The sequence below is a fragment of the Pseudomonas sp. RL_5y_Pfl2_69 genome, from assembly GCF_963970465.1.
Lineage (GTDB): Bacteria > Pseudomonadota > Gammaproteobacteria > Pseudomonadales > Pseudomonadaceae > Aquipseudomonas.
The window spans coordinates 552663-579038 of the sequence record NZ_CAXAOU010000002.1 but is presented as its reverse complement, the minus strand read 5'-3'; the positions used below and the strand labels follow the sequence as shown (position 1 = coordinate 579038).

Genomic DNA, 26376 nt, shown 5'->3' with positions numbered 1-26376 from the left:
CCTAAACGTTTGGGTCACGCTTTAACTGCGCCAATACACTGAACGGGTTGGACCGCGTTACCTCGTCCTCGCCTGGCTCGGGCTCATCGAGACCCGCCGGCTGCTGGCATTCTTCCGGATGATGAGCAGGCACAATGGGCAAGGCAAGCAAAAGCTCTTCCTCGATCAGTGACTGCAGATCCAATGGATCTTCGCCCAGTTCCAGCACGTCATAACCTTTCGGTAACGACTGGGTATTTGCACCCTCCTTCACCACAGCATAACTGCACTCGCTGTGAATCGGCAGGGTGACCAGCTCAAGACAACGCTGGCAAACCATCTTGACCTCAACGTCGATGGAGCTGTGTATTACCACAGATCTTCGCTCGTCTCGCTCAAAAACAAATTTAGCCTGGACCGTACCGACATTGTCGGAAAGCGGGTCGCAGAGTCTCTCCAAATCAGCCAGCAGCACTTCACCTTGAAGGGTAGTGCCACGATCAGCTAATTTGCGCGGGTCAACGTGAGGTGGAATCGGGTCATTCAACATAGGCGCAGCATTCTAGGGACGACCCCTTCACCTGTCAAAGGAAATTGTGCCTGTGCGACATCCCGTACGCCCGCTAGAATCGCCAACCACCCACAGGAGCCGCGCATGCTACCTTTATTACTCGCTTCAAGCTCGGTTTACCGCCGCGAATTACTGACTCGCCTGCGCCTGCCTTTCAGCTGCAGCTCACCCGACATCGACGAAAGCCACCGCCCCGGCGAGACCGCCATTGAACTGGTCAAGCGCCTGTCCCTGGAAAAGGCACAAGCACTCGCCAACAGCCATCCAGACCACCTGATCATTGGCTCCGACCAGGTCGCCGTACTCGGCGGACAGATCATCGGCAAACCCCACACCCACGACAAGGCCCACCAACAACTGATGAGCGCCAGTGGTGCCAGCGTGAGCTTCCTGACCGGCCTGACCCTGCTCAACAGCCAGACGGGCCACCACCAGACCGATTGCACTCCCTTCACCGTGCACATGCGCACGCTAAGTGCCGAACAGATCGAACGCTATCTGCTCGCAGAACAGCCCTACGACTGCGCTGGCAGCTTTAAAGCCGAAGGCCTTGGTGTGAGCCTGTTTCAACGCACAGAAGGCGATGACGCCACCAGCCTGGTCGGCTTGCCACTGATACGCCTGGTGGACATGCTGCTTGCAGAAGGCGTACACCTGCCCTGAATAAGCCGCAATACTCTGTAGTCGCTGCCGCGGAACGAAGGCTGCGATCGGCCGCGAAGCGGGCGTAGAACCTGACATATTCGGGTGTTCCATTTTGCGAACGCTTCGCGCTCGGTCGCAGCCTTCGCTCCTCGGCAGCGACTACAGAACGCTCGACACCACAAAAAAAAACGACCCGAAGGCCGTTTTTTTTGTGAGCAGAGAGACCAATCAGCGCAGTGTCGGCCCCTGAAAGCCCATCCACATCGCCAATTGCTCAGCCACGCTGGCACCGAGCTTTTTCGAGAAGCGATCGAAAGCCGACTCCTGGACAGTGAAATCCACCAGATCCTTTGCACCGATCACATCACGGGCAACCGAACTGGTATTGCCCAGCCCGTCAATCAACCCCAGAGGCAGCGCCTGCTGACCGGTCCAGACCAACCCCGAGAACAACTCAGGATGTTCTTTGTCTTTCAGGCGATCACCACGCCCCTGCTTGACGCTGTCAATGAACTGCTGGTGAGTCACATTCAGGACACCCTGCCAGAACTTGGTTTCGTCCGGCTTTTCCGGCTCAAACGGATCCAGGAATGCCTTGTGGTCACCCGAAGTGTACGCACGACGCTGAATCCCCAGCTTGTCCATCGCCCCGACAAAGCCAAAGCCCGCCGCCGTCACGCCAATCGACCCGACAAGACTGGCCTTGTCGGCGTAAATCTCGTCAGCAGCACTGGCAATGTAATAGGCACCGGAAGCTCCCAAATCGGAGATCACCGCATACACCTTGGTGTCGGGATGAAGGCCGCGCAAACGACGAATCTCATCGTAGACATAACCCGACTGCACCGGACTGCCGCCCGGACTGTTGATGCGCAATACCACACCCTTGACCCTTGGATCATCGAATGCAGCCTGCAGACTGGTAACCAGGTTATCGGCACTGGCAGGCTCTTTATCTGCGATCGGGCCGCGCACATCGATCAACGCGGTATAGCTCGAACCGCCCACCGCACTTCGCTCCATGCTCAGCAGCGGAGTAAACAGCAGCAACACCGCAATGAGGTAACAGAACATCAGGACCTTGAAGAAAATCCCCCAGCGGCGCGAACGGCGCTGCTCCTGAATACCCGCCAACAAGGTTTTTTCCAGCAGTTGCCAGCTTTTTGCATCACCGACAGTCGACTCAGCCGCAGAGGGCGCTTTCCATTGATCAACCATGCACTACCCCAGCAAAGACTTTAATTAACCTGACGATCCAGCCAGGCGCGCAACTCGGGAAAACTGTCAATCGCCAACCGAGGCTCAAACGCCAGCAAGCGCTCCATTGACTGAGCACCATAGCCTACCGCAACAGAGTCGATACCCGCGTTGCGCGCCATCAACAAATCAAAGGAAGCATCACCCACCATCAACGCCTGATCCGGGCGCACATCGCAATGAGCCAGAATCTGATTGAGCATCAAGGGATCGGGTTTGCTGGCAGTCTCATCTGCTGCACGGGTGATATCGAAAAAATCTTCCCACCCATGAGCCTTGAGCACACGATCCAGCCCGCGACGCGCCTTGCCCGTAGCAACCGCCAGGCGATAGCCCTGCTCACGGAACACCTCAAGCGACTCCCTGACCCCGGCGAACAACGGCGAAGGCTCGGCATCCATGGCGATGTAGACATCGGCGTAGTGCTGACGAAAGGCAATCACCTGCTCTGGCGTCATGTCGGGATAGAGCGTCAGAATCGCCTCGGGCAGGCCCAACCCGATAATCCCCTTGACTGCCGGCGCATCACGCTCAGGGCGACCCGCCCGCTGCGCTGCAACCTGCATTGCAGTGACAATCCGACCAATGGAGTCGGCCAACGTGCCGTCCCAGTCAAAAATCAGCAGCTTGTAGTCAGTAGGGGACACTCAGTCGCTCCACGGTCTTGGCCCACATTTCATCTACCGGGGCCTGGAATTTCATCTCACCGCCATCGGGCATCGGCACAGTCAGCATGTAGGCATGCAGAAACAACCGCTTGCCGCCCAGATCACGGATCTCCTTGGAGAAGCCTTCATCGCCGTACTTGGTATCACCGGCAATGCAGTGGCCCGCATGCAGGGTATGCACGCGAATCTGGTGAGTACGGCCAGTGATCGGACGAGCCTCGACCATGGTTGCAAAATCACCGAAGCGGCGCAGCACCTTGAACACGGTGACGGACTCTTTGCCTTCTTCGTTGACTTCAACCATGCGCTCACCCGAACGCAAGTTGCTCTTCATCAGCGGCGCACGCACCTGCTTGATCGAAGCCGCCCAGTTGCCGCGTACCAGCGCCATGTAGCGTTTGTCGATACCGTCGCCGCGAAGCGCCTCATGAAGATGGCGCAACATGCTGCGTTTTTTGGCAATCATCAACAGGCCGGACGTGTCACGGTCCAGGCGGTGCACCAATTCCAATTCCTTGACGTCAGGACGCATCTGACGAAAGGCTTCGATCACGCCAAATGTCAAACCGCTGCCGCCATGCACGGCGATGCCTGCCGGCTTGTTCAAGACAATCAGCGCCTTGTCTTCATAGACAATCGCCGCCTCAAGGCGCAACAACAAACCTTGGGCCACAGGCACAGGCTCGTCGCGCTCAGGCACGCGAACCGGCGGCACGCGCACGATGTCGCCCGCCTGCAGCTTGTACTCGGGTTTGATCCGGCCCTTGTTCACGCGCACTTCGCCTTTACGCAAAATGCGGTAAATCAAGGTCTTGGGAACACCCTTGAGTCGAGCAAGCAGGAAATTGTCGATGCGTTGGCCGGCATATTCCGGCGAGACCTCAAGCAGCTGGACGCTGGGGGTCGGGGGGGTAGTCGTCGTCATGGCGCCGATGATAACAATTTTTTATGGAATTGAAGCACTTAATCATTGCTGCTATAGTCGCGAACGCCGCCAAAAGCGGCCTGGACAGAGGATTAACGGTGTATCACCGGCCCTGACCAACGCTCTTAACAAGGACGCGAGGCCGTCCCACGGGGCTTTCGCTACACACGCAAGACCTGGAGTTGTAACAAGCGCAGGTGACATGAGGCCTGAAGCGAGCCTGGAAAGCAGAGTGCAAACTCCCCTTCTACGCCGATATTCACGGCCAGTTCACAAAGTGCAGTCAGCTTCGGGAATTTCGGGCGAAAGCTTCAGAAACATTGCCTTTATTAGCCATGATGCGTGAACTCCCCTTTTGGAGAACACGGTAAATGCCAACCCGCTGCGGATTCTGCGCGCGGCAGCACCCGAATTATCAGGGATACGTGTAGGGTGGAGACGCACAACCGCCGGACTGTGTAGCAATAGGCTTTATCAAGACGCTTCATCTCGTCCACAGCCGCCGGTTGATTCCTCCTCCTGACCAGACTTTTGCTTAAGAGGTGCTTTAGCACCACAGCAAGCAGGAAGCGTAAGTCGCGACTTCGACCCCAAGGTTCGAACCTCGCTGTACACAGGAGTGGCCAACAACTCCTGACGCACCTGACACCGACCATGAGAAGTCGTGTGTGCCGAACGCCGTTTCCGGTAGCCCGGAAACCGACGGTACAACATGAAAAGAATGCTGATTAACGCAACTCAACCTGAAGAGTTGCGCGTTGCACTGGTAGATGGCCAACGCCTCTACGACCTGGACATCGAGTCGGGTGCACGCGAGCAGAAGAAAGCCAACATCTACAAAGGCCGTATTACTCGCATCGAACCAAGCCTTGAGGCTGCCTTTGTCGATTTCGGCTCCGAGCGCCACGGCTTCCTGCCCCTCAAGGAAATCTCCCGCGAGTACTTCAAGAAGGCTCCCGAAGGCCGCGTAAACATCAAGGACGTCCTGAGCGAAGGCCAGGAAGTTATCGTGCAGGTCGAGAAAGAAGAACGTGGCAACAAGGGCGCAGCCCTGACCACCTTCATCAGCCTCGCCGGCCGTTACCTGGTTCTGATGCCGAACAACCCGCGTGCCGGTGGTATCTCCCGTCGCATTGAAGGCGAAGAGCGCAACGAACTGCGTGAAGCGCTGAACGGCCTGATTGCCCCTGCCGACATGGGTCTGATCGTACGCACTGCCGGCCTGGGCCGCAGCAGCGAAGAAATGCAGTGGGACCTCGACTACCTGCTGCAACTGTGGACCGCCATTAAAGAAGCCTCGCTGGATCGCTCCGCGCCATTCCTGATCTACCAGGAAAGCAACGTGATCATCCGCGCCATCCGTGATTACCTGCGCCAGGACATCGGCGAAGTACTGATCGACAGCGTTGAAGCCCAGGACGAAGCCCTGACTTTCATTCGCCAGGTGATGCCGCAGTACGCCAGCAAAATCAAACTCTACGAAGACAGCGTTCCGCTGTTCAATCGTTTCCAGATCGAAAGCCAGATCGAGACCGCCTTCCAGCGTGTCGTTGAACTGCCTTCCGGCGGCTCCATCGTTATCGACCCGACCGAAGCCCTGGTGTCCATCGACATCAACTCGGCCCGCGCCACCAAAGGCAGCGATATCGAAGAAACCGCACTGCAAACCAACCTTGAAGCGGCTGAAGAAATCGCCCGTCAGTTGCGCTTGCGCGACATCGGCGGCCTGATCGTCATCGACTTCATCGACATGACCCCTGCCAAAAACCAGCGCGCTGTGGAAGAAAAAGTCCGCGAATGCCTGGAAGCAGACCGTGCCCGCGTACAAGTCGGCCGTATCTCGCGCTTCGGCTTGCTGGAAATGTCCCGTCAGCGCCTGCGTCCATCCCTGGGCGAAAGCAGCGGCATCGTCTGCCCACGCTGCAACGGCACCGGCATCATCCGTGACGTTGAGTCGCTGTCGCTGGCCATCCTGCGCCTGATCGAAGAAGAAGCCCTGAAAGACCGTACTGCCGAAGTACGCGCCCAGGTGCCAATCCCGGTTGCTGCATTCCTGCTCAACGAAAAACGCAACTCGATCACCAAGATCGAACTGCGTACCCGTGCCCGCATCGTCATCCTGCCGAACGACCACCTCGAAACGCCGCACTTCGAAGTTCAGCGCCTGCGTGATGACAGCCCGGAAGCCCACACCAACCAGTCCAGCTATGAAATTGCTGCCGCTGCCGCTGAAGTGGAAGAAGTCCAGCCTGCTGCTGCTACCCGCACTCTGGTTCGCCAGGAAGCCGCGGTTAAAACTGCACCGCCACGCACCTCGGCCCCGGTTCCTGCCGAAGCCGTAGCTGCCCCGGCCGCACCTGCACCCGCGGCAACCATCTCCGAGCCAAGCCTGTTCAAAGGTCTGGTCAAGTCGTTGGTGAGCCTGTTCGCCTCCAAGGAAGAGCCTGTTGCTCCGACCGTGGTAGAGAAGCCAGCCACCCCTGAGCGCCCTGCACGCAACGAAGAGCGTCGCAACGGCCGCCAGCAAAGCCGTAACCGCAACGGTCGTCGTGACGAAGAACGCAAGCCACGCGAAGAGCGCGCACCACGTGAAGAACGTGCTGCTCGTGAACCTCGTGAAGAACGTACATCCCGCGAAGAAACTCCGGTTGTTGCTCAAGCACCTCGCGAAGAGCGCGCACCGCGTCCACCTCGTGAAGAGCGCGCTCCACGCGCACCGCGTGAAGACCGCAAACCTCGTGGCGAAGGCCGTGAAGAGCGCGTACGCGAACTGCGTGAGCCTCTGGACGCAGCGCCTGCTGTCGTTGCCGGCGCCGCAGCTGCAGTCGTAGCCGAAGAACGCCCGGCCCGCCCGCCTCGTGAAGAACGCCAGCCTCGCGCCCCTCGCGAAGAACGCGCTCCACGTGAAGAGCAAGTTGTGGCTGCTGCTGAAGACGAAGAAGTGCTGTCCAGCGAAGAGCAATCCCAGGACGAGACACAGGACAACGCCGAAGGCGATCGTCCACGTCGCCGCTCCCGTGGTCAGCGTCGTCGCAGCAACCGTCGTGAACGTCAGCGTGATGCAAACGGCAACGTGATTGAAGGCTCGGAAGAAAACAGCGAAGAAGGCAACGCCCAAAACGCTCCTGCTACCACCCTTGAAATCGCTGCCGGTCTGGCCGTGACAGAAGCCGTTGCCAGCTCGGTCATCAGCGCCCCCGCTGAAGCCCAGGCTCACCAACAGGCAGAGCGTGCGACTGAAGCAACCCAGGAATCGGCCCCGGCTGAAACCGTGGTTGCCGTTGAAGCTGCGCAGGAAGTGGCTGTTGTAGAAGCACCTGCCGCTCCAGCTCCAGTGGTTGAAGCCACCGCCGCTGTAGAAGCAACGGTTGTTGAAACGCCAGTTGCAGAAGCACCGGTTGTCGAAGCCGTAACGCCGATCGAAGCGATCAAGGCACCGGAAGTTGAAGTTGCACCGGCTCAAGAAGCACACCCTGAAGTCCAGGTTGTTGCCGAGCCAGTTGTAGCGGCTCCAGAGCCTGTAGTCGAAGTCGTGGCGCAAACCCCGGTCGTTGAGACGCCAGCAGTCGAAGCACCTGCTTTCGAAAAAGCACCGGAGCCTGCCAAGGAAGTCCGAGTTGTTCGCGAGCCAGTTGCCGAGCCTGCCGTTGTTCAAGCAGCGCCTGCAGCAGAACCAGCCACCCCTGAAGTGGTAGCGGTTGAAGCTGTAGTCGAGACCGTAGTCACCGCACAACCGGCTCCAGTTGAAGCTGAAGTTGTTGTGGCGTCTGAAGTGGTTGAAGTCGTGATTGCTGCCCCGGTTGTCAGCGCTCCAAGCAACGGTCGTGCTCCTAACGACCCGCGCGAAGTCCGTCGTCGCAAGCGTGAAGAGGCTGCTGCAGCCGCCGCTGCTGCAGCTCATGCACCTGCACCTGCAAGCGAAGCCGTAGCCCAGGAAGAGGAACACGAGTCTAAACCTCTCGCCTAATTCCCAAGGCCACTAAAAAGCCCCGCCAGTTCTGAACTGGCGGGGCTTTTTTTATGGAGCTTGATAACCGGTTGATACGTCAGTAAACGTTGGGTTCCATCTCCAGCTCTACGGCAAAGCGCTGCAGGATATCGGCCTGAATGCGCTGCGCCAGTGCCAGCAACTCCAGGCCGGTGGCCGAGCCATGATTGACCAGCACCAGCGACTGCAAACGGTGCACGCCTGCGTCGGCTTCCCGGAAGCCTTTCCAGCCCGCCGCTTCAATCAACCAGCCTGCCGCCAGCTTCACCTGGCCATCCGCTTGCGGATAGCCAATTAACCCCGGGTGAGCCAGGCGCAACTCATCAGCCTGATCAGCCGATACCAACGGGTTTTTGAAAAAACTGCCGGCATTGCCCAGCACCGCCGGGTCTGGCAGCTTTTCACTGCGAATACTGCTGATCGCCCGACTGACGTCGCTGGCCGTCGGCCGGTCAATGCCCTGCTCGGTAAGACGTTGACGTACAGGGCCGTATTCCAGATGCAGACGTGTGGCACGACTCAGGGCAAACCGCACCCGCAGAATCAACCAACGCCCGGCCTGCTGCTTGAAGAGACTGTCGCGGTAGGCGAAGTTGCACTCTGCAAGGCTGAATTCACGCAACTCGCCAGTCTGTCGATCAAGGGCCGTAAGCCCGGCGAATACGTCCTTGATCTCAACGCCGTAGGCGCCAATATTCTGCATCGGGGCAGCCCCAACGGTGCCGGGGATCAGGCTGAGGTTTTCAAGCCCCGACAAACCCTGTTCCAGAGTCCACAGCACAAAGGCATGCCATACCTCCCCCGCCTCGGCCTCGACAACAACCCGGTCGCCGTCATCCGCCAGCAAACGGATGCCGCGACTGGCCATGCGCAAAACCAGCGCTGAAACATCACCGGTCAGCAGCAAATTACTGCCGCCACCAATGACCAGCAACGGCAACTGGTGCTCAACCGCGCACAGTAACGCCTCACGCACATCGGCATCGCTGTGGGCTTGCGCAAACAGGCTCGCCTTAACATCAACGCCAAAGCTGTTGAACGGTTTAAGCGACGCATTGACCTGCACGTCCAAACTCATGACTCCAGCAAACGCCGAACGCGTTCAAGGTCTTCAACGGTATCAACGCCGGCTGGCGGAGCTTCAAGCACATCCGCCACGTGAATGCGCACGCCATGCCATAGCGCCCGAAGCTGCTCAAGGCGCTCGGTATTTTCGAGCCAGCAAGGGCCCCAGCTCACGAAGTCATGCAGGAAGCCTGCACGATAGGCGTAGATGCCAATATGGCGGCGATAAGGTATGCCCGCCGGCAAGGTGTCAGGGGCACTGGCGAAGTCATCCCGCGCCCACGGCAACGTGGCCCGGCTGAATGTCAGCGCCAGCCCGTTGATGTCACTGACGACCTTGACCACATTGGGATTGAACAGCGTCTCGACATCATCGATCGCCTCGGCCAGGGTCGCCATGCTCGCCTCACTGTGGGCGGCCAGGTTGACGGCAACCTGATCGATCACCTGTGGCGGGATCATGGGTTCGTCGCCCTGAACATTGACCACGATGGCGTCACTGGCCAAACCCAGTTGCGTGGCAACTTCGGCCAGACGGTCGGTGCCTGACTCGTGATCGGCACGGGTCAACAGCACCTCGGCGCCGAACGCCTTGCAGGCGTCGACAATACGCGCATCGTCAGTGGCAACCACCACACGCTGCGCGCTGCTTTTACAGGCCTGCTCCCAGACGTGCTGGACCATTGGCTTGCCGGCAATCATTTGCAGCGGCTTGCCTGGCAAACGGGTTGAGGCAAAGCGCGACGGAATAACGACTGTAAAAACCGGAATCATTTATCCAGACGCTCATCAGCAGAAAGGGTACGGGCTTCGGTTTCCAGCATCACTGGAATGCCATCGCGGATCGGGTAGGCCAGACCTGCGCCCTTGCTGATCAGCTCAGTCTTGTCGGCGCTGAGCTTGAGCGGGCCTTTGCAAACAGGGCAAGCAAGGATATCGAGCAATTTGGTGTCCATTAGGGTTCCCCTGGATAAAGATGGATCAAGTCAAAAGACGATCGGGCAAAAGACCCAGCAACTGTTGATCAAACCACAGGACAAAGGCCTCTGAGGGTACTGCATCAACGGCCAGATACCACCAGTCGGGTGACGCAAAGTCACGGCACTTCACCGCATCCTTTTCAGTCATGACCACGGGTAAGGGCGGCGTAAAATTCAGCACCTCGGCGCTGTAGGGCGCGTGATCGGCAAAAGCATGGGCGATTGGCCGCCAGTGTAGCGTTTCAAGGGTCGTGAAGAAACGCTGCGGATTGCCGATCCCGGCGACCGCATGCAGCGCTTGTTCAGCAGGAAAATAGTCCAGCGCCTGACGCTCACCGCTGATCAAATTGACCAGCGCAGTGGGCTGCAACTGAAAGGCAAAACCGCCCTGGGGGTCGCTGGCAGCGCCGTTATACAGCACCGCATCGACACTCTGCAGGCGCTCAGCCGGCTCACGCAGCGGCCCGGCCGGCAGGCAGCGACCATTACCCAAGCCTCTGGCATTGTCGATCAGGACCAGCTCAAGATCCCGGGCCAGGCGGTAATGCTGCATGCCGTCATCGGACAGAATCAGGTCCAGCTGCTCGCTGGCCAGCAAGGCCCTGACCGCACGACTGCGATCCGGATCGATCATCAAGGGTACGCCGGTGCGCTGCACAATCAGCAAGGGCTCATCCCCCGCCTGCGCGGCACTTTGCTCAGCGTTCACGCGCCACGGAAATTGAGGGGGGGAAGCGCCATAGCCACGACTGACCACGCCGACCCGCAGGCCATGCTGCTGGCAATGCGCAATCAGCCACAGGATCAAAGGCGTTTTGCCGGTACCGCCCACGGTGATGTTGCCCACGACAATCAACGGCACCGGCGCACGATAAATCTCGCCTTCCCCTGCCACAAAACGCGCCCGCTTGCGCTCAACCACTCGACGGTAAAGGCACTCCAGCGGGCGCAACAGGATCAGCAGCGGATGCCCGGCATACCAGGCGCGCAACAGGCGATCGGACATGGCCATCAGGGAGCTGCCTGCGCCTCGACAGTGGTCATGCGCAAATGGCTGAAGCCGAGTTTCCCGGCCGCATCCATTGCGGTGATGACCGCCTGGTGTTGGGTTTTGCCATCGGCGCTGATCGACAGCGGCAAGCGGGTATCGCCGCCAGACTCTTTCTGCAGAGCCTCCATCAGGCTCGCCAGATCATTCTTCGGCAACAACTGGTTGTTCACCGAAAACACTCCGTCCGCGCTGATGGCGATGTCCAGTTGCCTGGCGCCTTGATCCTCGCTGGGCGAACCGCTGACAGCCTCTGGCAGATCAACGCGCAACTGGGTTTCGCGGGTAAAGGTCGTGGTCACGACAAAAAACAGCAGCAGGATAAACACCACGTCAATCAATGACGCGAGGTTGATATCAACCGTTTCCCGAGGCTTGCGGCGAAATTTCACGCTTTGCTCCCGACCATATCGACTTCACGGTCGCCTTGTATCACCTCAACCAGCTTGATCGCTTCCTGCTCCATCCCGACCACCAGCTCGTCGACACGACGTTGCAGGAAGCGATGGAAGAAGACTGCCGGAATACCCACCATCAGACCGGCGGCGGTAGTGATCAGTGCTTTGGAAATACCGCCTGCAAGCACGGCAGCATTGGTCGTCATGCCCGTCCCCATGAAGGCGCTGAAAATATCGATCATGCCCAGTACGGTACCCAGCAGGCCCAGCAACGGGGCCATTGCCGCAATCGTACCCAGCGCATTGAGATACCGCTCAAGCTCATGAATCACACGGGCAGCGGCCTCTTCGATGCACTCCTTCATGATCTCGCGACCATGCCTGGAGTTGGCCAGGCCCGCGGCCAGGATCTCACCCAGCGGCGAGTCGGCGCGCAGCAACTTGAGTTTTTCATTGTCCATCTGCTTGTCTTTGATCCAGACCCAGACCTGCCCGAGCAAATGTTCCGGGGTTACGCGACTGGCACGCAGGGTCCACAGGCGCTCGACAATAATGCCCAGCGCGGCAACAGAGCTCAGAATGATCGGCAGCATCATCCAGCCACCTGATTTGACCAGTTCCCACACAGTGACAATCCCCTCGAAAAAGTGCGCCACTCTACCACAGGATTGCCCTGAACCTTGTGGGGCCAACGCCTGCGCAAGCACTATCAATCGCGCCAGAACCGACGCTGGCCACCCATGCTCTCAACCTGTGCCGACGCCCCTAAACGAAACCACACAGCCCCTTGCTCGGCGCTATCCCACACCTGCACCCCCAAGGCTTGATAACGCGACATGACCTGCGGGTGCGGGTGACCAAAATTATTACCGTGCCCACGGGAAATCAGCACGTTTTCAGGCGCCAGCGCCTTGAGAAAAGCCATCGACGACGACGTCTTGCTGCCGTGATGGGGCGATTGCAACCAGCGGACAGGAACGGCCAGCGGACTTTGCAGCAATGCCCGCTCGGCATGGGTATCAATATCCCCCGTCAACAGTAGCCGTTCGTCCCGTGCTTGCACCTGCAGTACGCAGGACTTCTGATTGCTATTGCTCGCCCCCGGCCACTGCCAGAGTGAGAATTTCACGCCGCCCCACTCCCAACCCTCCCCGCTCGCACACGGCTGCGCCCGCAACGGTTCTGGCAACCCCGCCACATCGCCACCAAACACCCGTGCAACGCGGACTGCCCGCTTAACCGCCAGCGCACCGCCCGCATGATCCGAGTCGGCGTGGCTCAGCAACATGACATCCAGCTCGCTAACTCCCAATGAACGCAACACAGGCACCACCACCCGTTCACCCTGATCAAAATCCCGGACCTTGGGGCCTGCGTCATACAAAAGCGTGTGGTTACGGGTGCGCAAGACAATCGCCAGCCCCTGCCCGACATCCAGCTGCAGCACCTCAACCTCGCCGTGGGGGACCTGTTCGCGGGGCACAAAGACAGCCAGCAGTACCAGCGGCCACCCCAGCGGTCTGAGCACCATCCCGGCTGGCAGCAGCAGGATCAGCGCCCCAAGCGCGCTCAACAGCCATATGTAAATCGGCACGACCGGGGGCAGCCAGGGCGGGAAAACATCGGCCAGCAGGGCCAACCCCTTGATCAACAGATCGAGCAAACCGCCCGACAGCCACAACAGGCTTTCCCCAAGCCAGGGCATGGGCAGCAGCAGCGTTCCCAGCAATGCCGTCGGCAACACCAAAAGGCTGATCCAGGGCACGGCAACCAGATTGGCCAACGGCCCCGTCAGGCTGATGGGCAGTCCGAGAATCCACATCACCGGGAACAAACCCAGGGCGATCAGCCCGTGGGGGCGCAGCCACGCGGCCCTCCACCCCCAGGCCCCAAGACGACCGCCGAAGGTGAAAATCAGCACCGCCACGGCGCTGAACGACAACCAGAACCCCGGCATCAAACTCGCCAGTGGCTCCACAATCAGCACCGCATTGAGCGCCAGCAGGAATGGCAACCACACCCCCATATGACGAAACCGCAAGCGCCAGATCAGCACCAGCCCCAGCATCACGCACGCGCGTTGCACCGGCACTTCAAAACCGGCGAGCAGGCCATATCCCGTGGCCCCCGCAAACGCCAGGCCGCAGGCCCAAGGCAGCCACGGCAAGTAGCGCGGCCACAGGCCATAGCGCGCCAGCAAGGCGACCAACCCGTAGATCAATCCGGCAAACAACCCTATGTGCTGCCCCGAAATCACCAGCAGATGCACGGTTCCGGTTGTCTGCAGCAGCGTCCAGTCATCACGGCTCAAACCAGAGCCGTCACCCATGACCAGCGCCGCCAGCCACGGTTCCCGGCCATTGCCATCGATACGCAACAGACGCTGACGCAAGCCATCGCGCCAGGCATGACTCGCCGCAGCCAGTAACTGACCCTCCTTGACCACGCCCGTCGCGCCGATGCGTTGCGCCAGCAGCCAGGCCTGGTAATCAAACGACTGAGGGTTGAGCAAGCCCTTGGGGCGCTTGAGCTTGACCGCTAGCCGCCAGCGCTCCCCACTCTTGACCGACGGCCCGCCATACCAGCTCAACCTGATGGTCGTGGGTAATGCGCCGTGGCGCGAGCGTGCATCCTGCAATTCAAAACGTACGGCGTTGTCAGTCTGCTGCGGTAATCCGACGACATGCCCTTCGACCCAAAGCGTCCTGCCGTCGAACGCGGCCGGCAAGCGATCATCCAGCGCCCTTTGTCCCTGGACGCAAGCCCACGTCAGCCCAAGCACAAAAAGCCCCACCGGCCAGGCACGAATAGCCAACAGCAACAGCCCCGCCATGAACATCAGCAGCAACCACCCCGGCGACGGCAACACGGGTAAAAACCGCAGTGCAATAAGCCCCGTCGCCAACGCAAACATCCCTGTGTACATGCCTATACTCAACTTATCCCTTTGACTCGGATTAGTTGTTATTGGGGACCCGCGCTTAAGAAATTGTCACAAAGTCTGAATAGGCATCCTGTCGAATTTGGGCATACTGCCCTCTTGACCTAGGGAGAGGCCCATGCCACGGCGTTTAATCAAACGTTTCATGCCAGATCCGGCCCTGATCAGGGAACACAAGTCCTTACGATTTTTAGGGACTTTACTGCATGACCCCAACCTCTGGCACCTCAATCGTCACTCCGTGGCCCGAGCAATGGCCGTAGGGATTTTTGCAGCTTTTATCCCCATGCCGTTTCAAATGCTGCTTGCAGCTTTTCTGGCGGTAAACGCGCGCGCCAATATGCCGATATCAGTGGGCCTGGTATGGCTGACCAATCCGATCACGATGCCGCCGGTGTTCTACATCACCTACAAGACAGGTGCCTGGCTGATGAACATACCGGCACGCACCCTGCCGGATGAGCTGACCTGGGAATGGATCAGCGGCCAATTGTCGACCGTATGGCAGCCCTTTCTATTGGGTTCTGTGGTGTGCGGAGTGGTGCTGGGGGCGCTGGCCTACTGCCTGACCATGCTCTATTGGCGCTGGTGGGTCAGCCGTAAATGGAAGGGACGCAAAAACAAGCACCCATAAAAAAGGCCCCAAAAGGGGCCTTTCTTATGAGCTGACACTGAAGGTCCTTCGGCCATTTCGCAGCCTGGCACCTCGTCAGCGGCAGGATGCTACTGACGCATGCCTCGACCGCTAACCAGCAACTTCGCACAGCCGAAGTACAGCACGATGGTTGCCACGACCATAAAGGTCAGGGCCACGCTGATCTTGATGTCCGAAACCCCAAGAATGCCGTAGCGGAATGCGTTGACCATGTGCAGCACAGGGTTGGCCAGCGATACGCTCTGCCAGAACGGCGGCAGCAGTGTGATCGAATAAAACACACCGCCCAGGTACGTCAGCGGCGTCAGCACGAAAGTCGGGATAATTGAAATATCGTCGAAGTTGCGTGCAAATACGGCGTTGATAAACCCCAGCAACGAAAAGATCGTCGCCGTCAGCACCACGACCACGATGGTCAGGCCCAAATGGTGGACTTGCAGGTGGGTGAAGAACAGCGACAGCAAGGTTACGATCAAGCCCACGATCAACCCGCGCAAAATCCCGCCCACGGTAAAGCCGATCAAAATGGTGTGGGGCGATACCGGTGACACCATCAGCTCTTCAATCGAGCGTTGGAATTTGGCACCAAAAAAGCTTGAGACCACGTTACCGTAGGAGTTGGTGATCACTGACATCATGATCAGGCCCGGAACGATGTACTCCATATAGGTGAAACCACCCATATCACCGATTTGTCGACCGATCAGATTACCGAAGATCACGAAGTACAGAACCATGGTGATCGCAGGCGGTAGCAGTGTCTGCGGCCAGATCCGCATGAAGCGGCGAACTTCGCGGTAAACGATGGTATTCAACGCGATCAGATTGGGGCGCAGCTCCGAGCTCATATCGCCACCTTTGCCAGATTTTTCTCGACCAGCGACACGAACAACTCCTCAAGGCGATTGGTTTTGTTGCGCAGGCTCACCACTTCGATGTTTTGCGCAGCCAATTGAGTGAACAGACCGGTAATGCCCACGGCTTTGTCGACCTGTACTTCCAGCGTACTGGCGTCGAGCAATTGACTCGGATAGCCGATCAACTGCGGGGCCGCCTGCAATGGGTACTTCAGGTCGAGTAAAAAGGTCTCGACATGCAGTTGCCCAAGCAACTGGCGCATGCTGGTGTTTTCAACAATGGTGCCGTGATCGATGATCCCGATGTTGCGACACAACTGCTCAGCCTCCTCCAGATAGTGAGTGGTGAGGATGATGGTCGTGCCCTGCTCGTTCAGCTCGGTGAGAAAACTCCACATCGAGCGACGCAACTCAATATCCACGCCAGCAGTAGGCTCATCAAGAATCAACAGGCGCGGCTCATGCACCAAGGCCCGGGCGATCATCAGGCGGCGCTTCATGCCACCGGACAACGAGCGCGAAGGTGTGTCGCGCTTATCCCAAAGCCCCAACTGCGTCAGGTACTTTTCAGCGCGTTCCTTGGCGATTTTGGCCGGAATGCCGTAGTAACCCGCCTGGGTCACGACGATATCGAAGGTCTTTTCAAACTGGTTGAAATTGAACTCCTGCGGCACCACGCCAATCGAGCGCTTAAGGGCTGCCGGATTGCGATCAAGGTCATGGCCAAAGATATTCACCGTACCGCTGGTTTTGTTTACCAGGGTCGAGAGAATGCCGATGGTCGTGGATTTGCCGGCGCCGTTAGGGCCCAGCAAGGCAAAAAAGTCACCTTCAGCAACATCCAGATCGATACCACTCAGGGCCTGGAAACCGTTGCCGTAGGTTTTGGTTAGCTGCCGTATGGACAGAGCGGAACTCATATCGGATTACGCACCAAGATGGGGAAATAGGGAGGTATAAGTAAGGGCGAACTACCTGTAGGGCAAGTCCGACAAGGCCTTATGGTGCTTGGCCTCGCCGCACAAGTACAGTCGCCCGTATTAATAGTGGCTATTAAGTCAACGCAGTCATCACTGCATTTCGATAGGCCGGACGCTGCTTCAAGCGCTCATACCAGGCACTCAAGTGCGTCAGGTGCGCACGTTCAATGGGCATTTCAAACCAGGCATAGATAAAGGAACCCAGCGGGATGTCACCCATGCCGATTTCATCACCCGACAGGTAGGGTTTTTCAGCCAGCGCCTGATCCGCAACAGCCAGCAATTGATCGCAGGCTTTAATTGCCGCGTTGATCTTCACCCAGTCCTGCTCCTCGGCAGGCGTGCGTAGAACGCCCCAGAACACGGCACGGAATTCGACCGCAAACGAGGTACTGGTCCAGTCCATCCACTTGTCAGCCTGAGCCCGCACACGGGCATCGGTTGGATACCAGGACGTGTCTGACCCATATCTGGCAGTGAGGTAACGCACGATGGCGTTTGATTCCCACAGCACAAAGCCGTCGTCCTCTTCGATCATGGGTACCCGGCCATTAGGATTCAGCGATCGATACTCAGGACTGTCGACCACTCCAAATGCACCGCCCGCCTCTACGCGGCTATACGGCAACGCCAACTCTTCGACACACCACAACGCCTTGCGCACGTTTGACGAATTCTTGCGACCCCACACTTTCAGCATGATCTGGCTCCTGGTTGATAGACGCCGAAGGAGTCTACGCCGGGATGTCGAACTCTGCCTCCAGCGCAAGGTCACTATCCTTACAACCTTGATCGGAAGTTGCGACTAAGCTCACAAGAGTTATCGCCCCTGGCTTCATGGAGGATTAAATATGCTGTTGTTGTGGATACTGGTTCTGATTGTTGGCATCGCCTATATGGCCCATCGCCGCATCCCCCCTCTGACGACCCTGGCTGTTGTCGCGGTTTACCTGTTGGCCATGGGGGTCATCGGCCATGTGCCCGGCTGGTTGCTGGCAATCCTTTGGCTGTTGCTGGCAGCGCCTGCTGCCCTGCTGCTGTTGCCAGACCTTCGGCGCAAACTGTTTACCGCTCCGCTGTTCAAGTGGTTCCAGAAGACCTTGCCCCCCATGTCGCAAACCGAGCGTGATGCCATCGACGCTGGCACAGTATGGTGGGATGGCCAATTGTTCAGCGGCCGCCCCGACTGGAATCAGCTTCTGGCCTATCCCAAAGTTCAGCTCACGGAAGAAGAACAAGCCTTTATTGACGGGCCCACCGAAGAGCTGTGCGCAATGGTCAGCGATTGGGAGATCGGCCAAGCCATGGATTTGCCGCCGCAGGCCTGGGCGCACATCAAGGAACACGGTTTCTTCGCCCTGATCATCCCCAAAGCCTACGGTGGCAAGGGCTTCTCGGCGTACGCCCACTCCCAGGTCGCAATGAAGCTGGCCACTCGCAGCGGCGACCTCGCCTCCACCGTGATGGTGCCCAACTCCCTCGGCCCCGCCGAGCTGCTGCTGCATTACGGCACCGACGAGCAACGTGACCACTACCTCCCACGCCTGGCCCGTGGCGATGACATCCCCTGCTTTGCCCTGACGGGTCCACTGGCTGGTTCCGATGCCGGGGCAATGCCCGACACCGGGATCATTTGCAAAGGTCATTGGCAAGGCGAAGAAGTGATCGGCCTGCGCCTGAACTGGGAGAAGCGCTACATCACCCTGGGGCCCGTCGCCACCCTGCTTGGTCTGGCCTTCAAGGCCCACGACCCGGAACACCTGCTGGGCGACAAGGAAGACCTTGGCATCAGCCTGGCGCTGATCCCCACCGACACCCCCGGGGTTGAGATTGGCCGCCGCCACCTGCCTTTGGGCGCAGCGTTCATGAACGGCCCGAACTCGGGCAAAGACGTATTTATCCCCCTGAATTACCTGATTGGCGGTCAGGAAATGCTCGGCAAGGGCTGGATGATGCTGATGAACTGCCTGTCGGTCGGGCGCTCGATATCGTTACCGGCCGTCGGCACCGGCGCAGCCAAGTTCACCAGCCTGGTGACCGGGCAGTACGCCCAGGTGCGCGAACAATTCAATGTGCCACTGGCCGCCTTCGAAGGCATTCAAGAAGCACTGGCGCGCATTGGCGGCAACGCCTGGTTGATGGACAGCGCGCGCATGCTCACCGCCAACGCGGTGGACCTGGGGGAAAAACCTTCGGTACTGTCAGCGATACTCAAGTACCACCTGACCGAGCGCGGCCGTGAATGCATCAGCCACGCCATGGACGTTCATGGCGGCAAGGGCATCATCATGGGGCCCAACAACTACCTGGGGCGCAACTGGCAGGGGGCGCCGATTTTCATCACCGTGGAAGGCGCGAACATCCTGTCGCGCAACCTGATGATCTTCGGTCAGGGCGCCATTCGCTGCCACCCCTTTGTACTCAAGGAAATGGCCCTGGCCAGCCGTGAAGACAAGGATCAGGCGCTGCTGGAGTTTGACGACCTGTTGCTCAAGCACATCGGTTTTGCCATCAGCAATAAAGCCAGCACCTTTGTATTGAACCTGGGCCTTGGGCGGTTTGAGCATGTGCCGGGCAATGCCCTGAGCCAGGGCTACTTCCGGGCATTGAACCGCCAGGCGGCAGCCTTTGCCCTGCTGGCCGACCTGAGCATGATGCTGCTGGGCGGCGAACTGAAACGTCGCGAGCGCCTGTCGGCGCGCCTGGGTGATGTGCTGAGCCATATGTACCTGGCCAGCGCCGCGCTCAAGCGTTATCACGATCTGGATTCACCGGAGCACCTCAACCCATTGTTCAAATGGGCCATGGAAGAAAGCCTGGGCCACGCCGAACGCGCCCTGGACGAACTGCTGAAGAACTTCCCGAGCCGCGCGCTGGGCTTTTTGCTGCGCGGCGTCGTGTTCCCGTTCGGCCGCCGCCACACCGGGCCGTCGGACGCGCTGGATGCCGAAGTTGCCGCAGTCTTGGGTCGCGCCAAGGGTGACCCAACGCTCGAGGCAGTGCTTGCGGGCTGCTATCGCCCGCAATCGCCAGACGACGCCGTGGGCGCCCTGCAACATGCCAGCGACCTGCTGAACGAAGCACGTGCGCTGCACAAAAAACTCCATGAAGGCTTGAAAAGCGGTCAGGTCAAACCGGGGGCGGGAGAATCGGCAATCGATGCCGCACTGCAAGCCGGTGTACTGCAACCGGCCGAGGCACACGCGCTACACACCGCTGAAGCTGCCCGACGCAAGGTGATTGATGTGGATGACTTCTCCAAAGAGGAACTCACCCACAGCGAGGGAAAGATTCGATAACGGGACAGCGGGCGCCGGGGGCTTTATACTCCCGCGCCCGTTTTGCTCTAGAGGACACCCGCAATGGCCACCAATGATCTGAACCACAACCTTGTCTTGCTCGACATTCTGCGCAGCATCCTGGTTGCTGTCGGTGACGCTGAGCAGATCCCCGAGGAAAGCCACGCCCTGTTTCTGGAACGCTTTGACGACATGCGCAAATCGCTGCCGGTTGACCCCATCAATAGCCAGTATCTGGGCCAGGACCTCATGTGCCAGGTCATCGAGCGCTACCCGCAGATCGCTCACCTGGTCCCGCGTGACCTGCTCTGGTACTTCGGCGGTGCGTGCTTCAACTTCCTGTCGGATGAAGAGCTGGACATGTATGAGGCGCTGGAAGAGCGTCGTCATGAAGCAGAAATGAACGACGAACCGTTCGACTGGAATCAGGAAAAACAACTGATGGCGATGCCTGTGTCCGACGACAGCACACAGCACTGATTCCTACGCACAATAATACTTAAGGCCCGCCCGGTTTACCTGGCGGGCTTTTTTATGAGTGGCCAGAATCCTGTGCCTGCCACATGTCCAGGGTCGGCTCCCGGGCCAGTCGCTCGACCAAAAAATCGATGAATACACGAATCTTTGGCGGCAAATAACGCGACGGGGCATGCAACAGCCACGCACCGCCATGGTACGAAGCAATAAAACTCCATTCCGGCAATACGCGAACAACCAGCCCTTGGTCCAGAGCCTGACGCGCCGTGAAATACGGCAGGCTACCAATCCCGATATCCTGCAACACCGCATCCAGCCGTACCCCGGTGTGATTGGCCGCATAGCGCCCACGCACTCCAACGGTCACCGACCTGGCGCCTTGCTTGAATTTCCACCGCGCATCGGCAGGTGTCTCTCCCAGATAAATACAGCTATGCCCACGCAAATCCTCGGGCTGCGCCGGCGTGCCGTGCTCCGCCAAATAAGCAGGCGTGGCACACAACACATGCTCGATCGGGAACAGTTGACGCCCCACCAGGCCGGGTGGTGGCTGGTCAGTGATACGAATACTCAGGTCAACGTTGTCATCAATCAGGTCGACATAGCGGTCTTCCAGAATCAACTGAACATCGACCTGTGGGTAGCGCCGTAAAAACTCGGGCATGTGCGGATGAATCACATAACGCCCAACGGCCTTGGGCACACTGACCCGAATCAAGCCCTCGGCGCTGCGGGTAAAACGCCCGCTCAGATCCATCACCGATTGGGCAGCACCCGCCACCTCACAACACCGCTTGAATACTTCTTCGCCATCATCGCTCAAACGTAATTTGCGTGTGGTGCGTTGCAGCAAGCGGATCGCCAGGGCTTTTTCCAGACGCGATACGCTGCGACTGACCGCAGAAGGTGAGGTGCCGAGCTGGCGCGCCACTTCCGAGAAGCTCCCGGCCTCGACTACCTTCACAAACATCACCATTTCGGCCAACAACGATAACGGCAGATTTATGCTCACAGCGCACAGGTCCATTGAAATTCAGGCGGATTATCACGACCAAGGCGCAACTCTATACTAAAAAAAGACACCGACCAGGACACCGCAATGACCCAACGCCTCTTTTTTACCGATGACGCACTGACTGCAGACATTAACGTGATCAGTTGCATCGCCCACGAGGACGGATTTGCCGTTACCGTGCAAGCGACCCCTTTTCACCCGCAAGGCGGCGGTCAGCCGTGCGACCTGGGCCTGATCGGTGACAGTGAAGTGGTCAAGGTGCTGCAAGAACAAGACAACATCGTGCATTACGTCACCCGGGCCATTGCTCCTGGCCCTGCCCGTGCGCAAGTGGACCCGTCGCGCCGCCATCTCAACGCACGGCTGCATAGCGCCGGGCACTTGATTGGAGTGATCGGTGAACAGGCCGGCTGGCTGCCGACCAAGGCACATCACTGGCCGGGCGAATGCCGGGTCAGCTTCACACCCGGCGATGATGCCCAACCACTGGAAGCCCCAGCGATCCAGCAACAACTGGAGCACTGGATCAATGCCGATTTACCCCGCCAGCTTCATCTGGACGCCAGTCAACGCGCCGTCGGCTTTGGAAACTTGCCAAGCTATCCGTGCGGCGGCACCCATGTTCGCTCTCTGGGCGAGTTAGTGGCGGTCAACGTGCTTTCTGTCACCCTCAAGAAAGGCGTGCTGTCCGTGCGTTACGATCTGAACTGATCGTTTCAAGCAGCCTAAATGCGGGTGCGACGGCGCTGGACGAAGCGGTCCACGTAGTCATCCGCAGGGGACTGCAGGATTTCCCGGGGGGTGCCGACCTGAATCAAGCGCCCGTCCTTGAGCACGGCGATGCGATTTCCGATACGTAACGCCTCGTCCAGGTCATGGGTGATGAACACGATGGTTTTTTGCAGCGTGCGTTGCAGTTCCAGCAACTGGTCCTGCATCTCGGCACGGATCAGCGGATCGAGGGCACTGAAAGCTTCGTCCATCAGAATAATGTCGGTATCCGTCGCCAACGCCCGGGCCAGCCCGACACGCTGGCGCATCCCCCCCGACAGTTGATGAACAAAGGCTTGCTCATAGCCTTCCAGCCCGACCATCGAGATCCAGTGCCGGGCTCGCCCCTCGCATTGCACCTTGCTCTCGCCCCGCACCTTCAAACCATAAGCGACGTTCTCGATCACGTTGCGATGGGGTAACAGGCCGAAATTTTGAAACACCATACTGATTTTTTGCCGACGAAACTGGCGCAAGGCAGTCATGCCGTACTCAAGGATGTTTTCGCCATCCACCAGAATCTGCCCGCTGGTAGGGTCGATCAAGCGGTTTAGGTGGCGCACCAGAGTGGACTTGCCCGAGCCGGACAACCCCATGATGACGAACACTTCACCGGCTCGGATCGACAACGACAGATCGTTGATACCGATAACGCAACCGGTTGCTGCCAGGACTTCGTCCTTGGTCCGACCCTCACGAATCAGAGCCATCACTTCTATATCACGGCCGCCAAACACCTTGAATACATGACGTACTTCGATCTTGTTGATCACCACCTCACTCATTCCGGGCCTCCGCGCCGAGGCCGGCCATAGGCTTGAGTGATACGGTCGATCACCACTGCCAGAATGACAATGGCCAGTCCGGCTTCCAGGCCTTTGCCGACATTGAGCGTTTGAATACCCACCAGCACATCCTCACCCAAGCCCCGGGCACCAATCATCGAAGCGATCACTACCATCGACAATGCCATCATGGTGGTCTGGTTAATACCGGCCATGATGCTGGGCATGGCCAGTGGCAATTGCACGCCAAACAGTTGCTGCCAGGGGTTGGCACCGAATGCGTTGATCGCCTCCATCACCTCGCGATCAACCTGACGCAAGCCCAGATCGGTCAAGCGGATCAGCGGCGGTACGGCATAAATGACCGTGGCAAAAATCGCCGGAACCTTGCCCAGGCCAAACAACATCAGGACAGGAATCAGGTACACGAAACTGGGCATGGTCTGCATCACATCCAGCAGCGACATCAACACCGAGCGCAGGCGATTGCTGCGCGCGGCCAAAATCCCGAGGGGAATGCCCAGCAATACCGAAATAACCGTGGCCACCATCATCAGCGCCAGGGTTTGCATCAGCTTGTCCCACAACCCAACTGCTCCTACCAGAAACAGCAGGCCGACGATCAACAGAGTGCTGAGGATCTTGCGTGTGGCATGCCAGGCAATTGCCCCAACGATGACCAGCATCAGCCACCACGGCGTGATGCGCAGCAGGTTCTCAAGGTGGATGATGGCCCACAGCAGGGTCTCGGAGATATGCCGGAACACATCACCGTAGTTGCTGACCAGTGCATCAACCCCGTCATTGACCCACCCTGCGATGGAAAACGTCAGATTGTCAGGAAACATGCAATGCCCGTACTCCGTGAGTTATTTGGATTTGAGCGCTGCATCGACTTTTTCAGCCGCTTGCGGGGTCACCCAGGCATGCCAGATTTGCGGCTGCTCACGTAAGAAATCCTCAGCAGCCTTTCGCGGCTCGGTGCGTTTTTCGCTCATTTGGGCCAAGGTGGTGTTGAGTAAATCGATAGGAAAATCGACCTTTTCATAGAACTCGACCAACTGCGGGTATTGGGCTTTGAAAGGTGCCGATACGCCAATGGCCAGTTTTGCCGGTAATGAGCGCGTACCCTTTGGAGCAGGGTTATTGGCGTCAGCCAGGGTCTTCCAGGCTTCGGCATCAAAAGGCGGCTCTTCAAGCTTGATCAGCTTGTAGCGCCCGATCAGCGGAGTCGGTGACCAGTAATAGAACAGCACCGGTTTGCCACGACGGATCGAGGAGCTGATCTCGGCATCCAGCGCAGCGCCCGAGCCGGTGCGAAAGTTAACGAAGTCCTTGTCCAGGCCATAGGCCTTGAGCTTTTGGCTGTTGACGGTCTCGGAGGTCCAACCGCTGGGGCTGTTAAGGAAGCGGCCACGAGTCGGATCTTCCTGATCACGGAACACCTCTTTATAGCGGGCCAGATCGCTGACCGACTTCAGGTCCGGGGCCAATGCCTTGATGCCTTTTTCCGGATCACCCTTGATCACATACTCGGGCACCCACCAGCCTTCACTGGCGTTTTTGACGATATCGCCCAGACCGAAAACCTTGCCTTCGGCCTCCGCCTTGATCCACACGGGGCTTCGCCCTGCCCACTCTTCGCCGATCACTTGAATATCATTCTTGGCCAGCGCAGCCTCCAGGCTTACGGTGCTGCCAGGCAAGGTGTCGGTTGCTACGCCGTAGCCTTTTTCGGTGATCAGACGCAGTACTTCGGTGATCAAGCTGCCGCTTTCCCAAGTGATATCACCAAAGTGAACGGGATCGCCCGAGTTGTTTGCCAAGACTGGCTGGGTAACAAGTCCAAATGCCAGCAGTGATCCAACGAGCCACTTTTTAAGGTTGTACATATGCATTCTCTGGTTGTGGAGGGGCCGCCGAGCACGCAATTTGCCTGTCGCCTCCCTGCGAGAGTGCTTAATGCCGGAGAAAATATGAGTTGCGATGTTTTCAGCGTAGCTGCTGAATTCAAGAGAGCGGCACAAACATTCCCACGGATGCGGGTCGTAGCCTTGTTGCAGATGTATTGCGAGGGGCGGGCCAGAAATCAAAACCCGGAAACGCAAAAAGCAGCCCTAGGGCTGCTTTCTGAGTGTTTTTTGAAACTGCGTAGCTCCAAAAAACAAAATTTGGAGCGGGAAACGAGACTCGAACTCGCGACCCCGACCTTGGCAAGGTCGTGCTCTACCAACTGAGCTATTCCCGCAATAATGGCGTCCCCTAGGGGACTCGAACCCCTGTTACCGCCGTGAAAGGGCGGTGTCCTAGGCCACTAGACGAAGGGGACGTTGCCCGAAATGTACACGTACATTTCAGTGCCAGATCACTAACTAATGCTAATGTCTTGGCTTTCACTCAACCTCGCCCGAAAGCGAAGCTGCTTAAAAATGGAGCGGGAAACGAGACTCGAACTCGCGACCCCGACCTTGGCAAGGTCGTGCTCTACCAACTGAGCTATTCCCGCAATAATGGCGTCCCCTAGGGGACTCGAACCCCTGTTACCGCCGTGAAAGGGCGGTGTCCTAGGCCACTAGACGAAGGGGACGTTGCCCGAAATGTACACGTACATTTCAGTGCCAGATCACTAACTAACGCTAATGTCTTGGCTTTCACTCAACTCCGCCCGAAAGCGAAGCTGCTTAAAAATGGAGCGGGAAACGAGACTCGAACTCGCGACCCCGACCTTGGCAAGGTCGTGCTCTACCAACTGAGCTATTCCCGCAATGGCGTCCCCTAGGGGACTCGAACCCCTGTTACCGCCGTGAAAGGGCGGTGTCCTAGGCCACTAGACGAAGGGGACACGCTACAACTTCACTGGTTACATGCGTTTAGCTGTTCGCTTTACGCTGCAATTGGCGCGCATTCTAGGGATGGATTTGAAAGTCGTCAACCCCAATATGAAAATATATTGAAATCAATGACTTCCCTCTTCTCTCGGCGCTTTCCTACGCAGTATGTCGACCAACTCTTGGCGCCTATATTCCGTCACCCTACAAGGGGTTATGATGGCCCGACCTCAGTGATGGCAGA

The 26376-nt window shown here is 58.4% G+C and carries 24 protein-coding genes and 6 tRNA genes; 6 read left to right on the top strand and 24 right to left on the bottom strand.

All coding sequences use genetic code 11. From position 1 onward, the window contains the following. Position 1 precedes the first annotated feature (1 nt). Complete coding sequence (locus tag AACY07_RS05960) at positions 2–529, bottom strand: YceD family protein (protein WP_019827935.1); 528 nt, start codon at positions 527–529, stop codon at positions 2–4. Positions 530–634: 105 nt separating this feature from the next. Here AACY07_RS05960 and AACY07_RS05955 point away from each other — a divergent pair, with 105 nt between their 5' ends. Next, positions 635–1213 (top strand): Maf family protein, encoded by a 579-nt coding sequence (locus AACY07_RS05955; RefSeq protein WP_339473879.1) that lies wholly within the window; start codon positions 635–637, stop codon positions 1211–1213. A gap of 210 nt (positions 1214–1423) precedes the next feature. Here AACY07_RS05955 and AACY07_RS05950 read toward each other — a convergent pair whose 3' ends face one another. Genes AACY07_RS05950 through rluC form a run of 3 tightly spaced genes read right to left on the bottom strand, consistent with a single transcriptional unit; the run spans position 1424 to position 4045 of the window. Beyond that, entirely contained in the window at positions 1424–2413 is a 990-nt protein-coding gene (locus AACY07_RS05950) for a S49 family peptidase (RefSeq protein ID WP_133075681.1), read from the bottom strand. 20 nt (positions 2414–2433) lie between these two features. Continuing rightward, positions 2434–3099: an HAD-IA family hydrolase gene (locus AACY07_RS05945; RefSeq protein WP_339473877.1), complete on the bottom strand. Its 666-nt coding sequence runs from the start codon at positions 3097–3099 to the stop codon at positions 2434–2436. Continuing rightward, positions 3086–4045 (bottom strand): 23S rRNA pseudouridine(955/2504/2580) synthase RluC, encoded by a 960-nt coding sequence (rluC, locus tag AACY07_RS05940; protein WP_019827927.1) that lies wholly within the window; start codon positions 4043–4045, stop codon positions 3086–3088. Before rluC ends, AACY07_RS05945 begins: the two co-directional genes overlap by 14 nt. A gap of 721 nt (positions 4046–4766) precedes the next feature. Between rluC and rne the strand changes: the two genes are divergently transcribed. Beyond that, positions 4767–8012: a ribonuclease E gene (gene rne / locus AACY07_RS05935; RefSeq protein WP_339473875.1), complete on the top strand. Its 3246-nt coding sequence runs from the start codon at positions 4767–4769 to the stop codon at positions 8010–8012. A gap of 79 nt (positions 8013–8091) precedes the next feature. Here the strand turns inward: rne and murB are convergent, their stop codons facing one another. The 7 genes from murB to AACY07_RS05900 form a co-directional block, all read right to left on the bottom strand. Further along, positions 8092–9111, bottom strand: coding sequence for a UDP-N-acetylmuramate dehydrogenase (murB, locus tag AACY07_RS05930; RefSeq protein ID WP_339473874.1), 1020 nt, complete (start codon positions 9109–9111; stop codon positions 8092–8094). Continuing rightward, entirely contained in the window at positions 9108–9872 is a 765-nt protein-coding gene (kdsB, locus tag AACY07_RS05925; RefSeq protein ID WP_339473872.1) for a 3-deoxy-manno-octulosonate cytidylyltransferase, read from the bottom strand. Before kdsB ends, murB begins: the two co-directional genes overlap by 4 nt. Further along, positions 9869–10054 carry a Trm112 family protein gene (locus AACY07_RS05920; protein ID WP_019827923.1) on the bottom strand — a complete coding sequence of 62 codons (186 nt, stop codon included), beginning with the start codon at positions 10052–10054 and terminating at the stop codon, positions 9869–9871. Before AACY07_RS05920 ends, kdsB begins: the two co-directional genes overlap by 4 nt. 25 nt (positions 10055–10079) lie before the next feature. After that, positions 10080–11090, bottom strand: coding sequence for a tetraacyldisaccharide 4'-kinase (lpxK, locus tag AACY07_RS05915; protein WP_339473870.1), 1011 nt, complete (start codon positions 11088–11090; stop codon positions 10080–10082). Then, the gene (locus AACY07_RS05910) at positions 11090–11518 is read right to left on the bottom strand and encodes an ExbD/TolR family protein (RefSeq protein WP_326398312.1); all 429 of its coding nucleotides are present in this window, start codon (positions 11516–11518) and stop codon (positions 11090–11092) included. The genes lpxK and AACY07_RS05910 overlap by 1 nt, the downstream gene beginning before the upstream one ends. Then, positions 11515–12150, bottom strand: coding sequence for a MotA/TolQ/ExbB proton channel family protein (locus tag AACY07_RS05905; protein WP_339473933.1), 636 nt, complete (start codon positions 12148–12150; stop codon positions 11515–11517). Before AACY07_RS05905 ends, AACY07_RS05910 begins: the two co-directional genes overlap by 4 nt. A gap of 83 nt (positions 12151–12233) precedes the next feature. Continuing rightward, complete coding sequence (locus tag AACY07_RS05900; protein ID WP_339473868.1) at positions 12234–14450, bottom strand: DNA internalization-related competence protein ComEC/Rec2; 2217 nt, start codon at positions 14448–14450, stop codon at positions 12234–12236. Positions 14451–14583: 133 nt separating this feature from the next. Here AACY07_RS05900 and AACY07_RS05895 point away from each other — a divergent pair, with 133 nt between their 5' ends. Continuing rightward, positions 14584–15099 carry a DUF2062 domain-containing protein gene (locus AACY07_RS05895; RefSeq protein WP_339473866.1) on the top strand — a complete coding sequence of 172 codons (516 nt, stop codon included), beginning with the start codon at positions 14584–14586 and terminating at the stop codon, positions 15097–15099. Positions 15100–15188: 89 nt separating this feature from the next. Here the strand turns inward: AACY07_RS05895 and AACY07_RS05890 are convergent, their stop codons facing one another. The 3 genes from AACY07_RS05890 to AACY07_RS05880 form a co-directional block, all read right to left on the bottom strand. Then, complete coding sequence (locus tag AACY07_RS05890) at positions 15189–15968, bottom strand: ABC transporter permease (RefSeq protein WP_339473864.1); 780 nt, start codon at positions 15966–15968, stop codon at positions 15189–15191. Beyond that, a complete protein-coding gene (locus AACY07_RS05885) occupies positions 15965–16897 on the bottom strand; it encodes an ABC transporter ATP-binding protein (protein WP_339473862.1) in 933 nt (310 codons plus the stop codon). The genes AACY07_RS05890 and AACY07_RS05885 overlap by 4 nt, the downstream gene beginning before the upstream one ends. 133 nt (positions 16898–17030) lie before the next feature. Further along, positions 17031–17657, bottom strand: a complete 627-nt coding sequence (locus tag AACY07_RS05880; protein WP_339473860.1) for a glutathione S-transferase family protein — start codon at positions 17655–17657, stop codon at positions 17031–17033. A 151-nt stretch (positions 17658–17808) separates the two neighbouring features. On the opposite strand from AACY07_RS05880, the gene AACY07_RS05875 reads away from it, so the two are divergent. Both AACY07_RS05875 and AACY07_RS05870 read left to right on the top strand, forming a co-directional pair. Continuing rightward, a complete protein-coding gene (locus AACY07_RS05875; RefSeq protein ID WP_339473858.1) occupies positions 17809–20256 on the top strand; it encodes an acyl-CoA dehydrogenase in 2448 nt (815 codons plus the stop codon). A gap of 63 nt (positions 20257–20319) precedes the next feature. After that, complete coding sequence (locus tag AACY07_RS05870; protein WP_339473855.1) at positions 20320–20736, top strand: PA2817 family protein; 417 nt, start codon at positions 20320–20322, stop codon at positions 20734–20736. A 52-nt stretch (positions 20737–20788) separates the two neighbouring features. Here the strand turns inward: AACY07_RS05870 and AACY07_RS05865 are convergent, their stop codons facing one another. Next, positions 20789–21745, bottom strand: coding sequence for a LysR family transcriptional regulator (locus AACY07_RS05865; protein WP_339473853.1), 957 nt, complete (start codon positions 21743–21745; stop codon positions 20789–20791). An 87-nt stretch (positions 21746–21832) separates the two neighbouring features. On the opposite strand from AACY07_RS05865, the gene AACY07_RS05860 reads away from it, so the two are divergent. Continuing rightward, positions 21833–22459, top strand: coding sequence for an alanyl-tRNA editing protein (locus AACY07_RS05860; protein ID WP_339473852.1), 627 nt, complete (start codon positions 21833–21835; stop codon positions 22457–22459). 14 nt (positions 22460–22473) lie between these two features. Here AACY07_RS05860 and AACY07_RS05855 read toward each other — a convergent pair whose 3' ends face one another. From AACY07_RS05855 to AACY07_RS05815, 9 genes are all read right to left on the bottom strand, one after another. After that, positions 22474–23304, bottom strand: coding sequence for a quaternary amine ABC transporter ATP-binding protein (locus AACY07_RS05855; RefSeq protein WP_339473851.1), 831 nt, complete (start codon positions 23302–23304; stop codon positions 22474–22476). Beyond that, positions 23301–24152 carry an ABC transporter permease gene (locus tag AACY07_RS05850; RefSeq protein ID WP_339473850.1) on the bottom strand — a complete coding sequence of 284 codons (852 nt, stop codon included), beginning with the start codon at positions 24150–24152 and terminating at the stop codon, positions 23301–23303. The genes AACY07_RS05855 and AACY07_RS05850 overlap by 4 nt, the downstream gene beginning before the upstream one ends. A 21-nt stretch (positions 24153–24173) precedes the next feature. After that, on the bottom strand, positions 24174–25196 hold the full coding sequence (locus AACY07_RS05845) for an ABC transporter substrate-binding protein (RefSeq protein WP_339473848.1): 1023 nt from the start codon (positions 25194–25196) through the stop codon (positions 24174–24176). A gap of 280 nt (positions 25197–25476) precedes the next feature. Further along, a tRNA-Gly gene (locus AACY07_RS05840) sits at positions 25477–25552 on the bottom strand. A gap of 5 nt (positions 25553–25557) precedes the next feature. Continuing rightward, positions 25558–25633: transfer RNA gene (locus AACY07_RS05835), tRNA-Glu, on the bottom strand. Positions 25634–25734: 101 nt separating this feature from the next. Continuing rightward, positions 25735–25810: transfer RNA gene (locus AACY07_RS05830), tRNA-Gly, on the bottom strand. A gap of 5 nt (positions 25811–25815) precedes the next feature. Next, positions 25816–25891 (bottom strand) — tRNA-Glu (locus AACY07_RS05825). 101 nt (positions 25892–25992) lie between these two features. Then, positions 25993–26068 (bottom strand) — tRNA-Gly (locus tag AACY07_RS05820). 2 nt (positions 26069–26070) lie between these two features. After that, positions 26071–26146 (bottom strand) — tRNA-Glu (locus AACY07_RS05815). Positions 26147–26376: the final 230 nt, after the last annotated feature.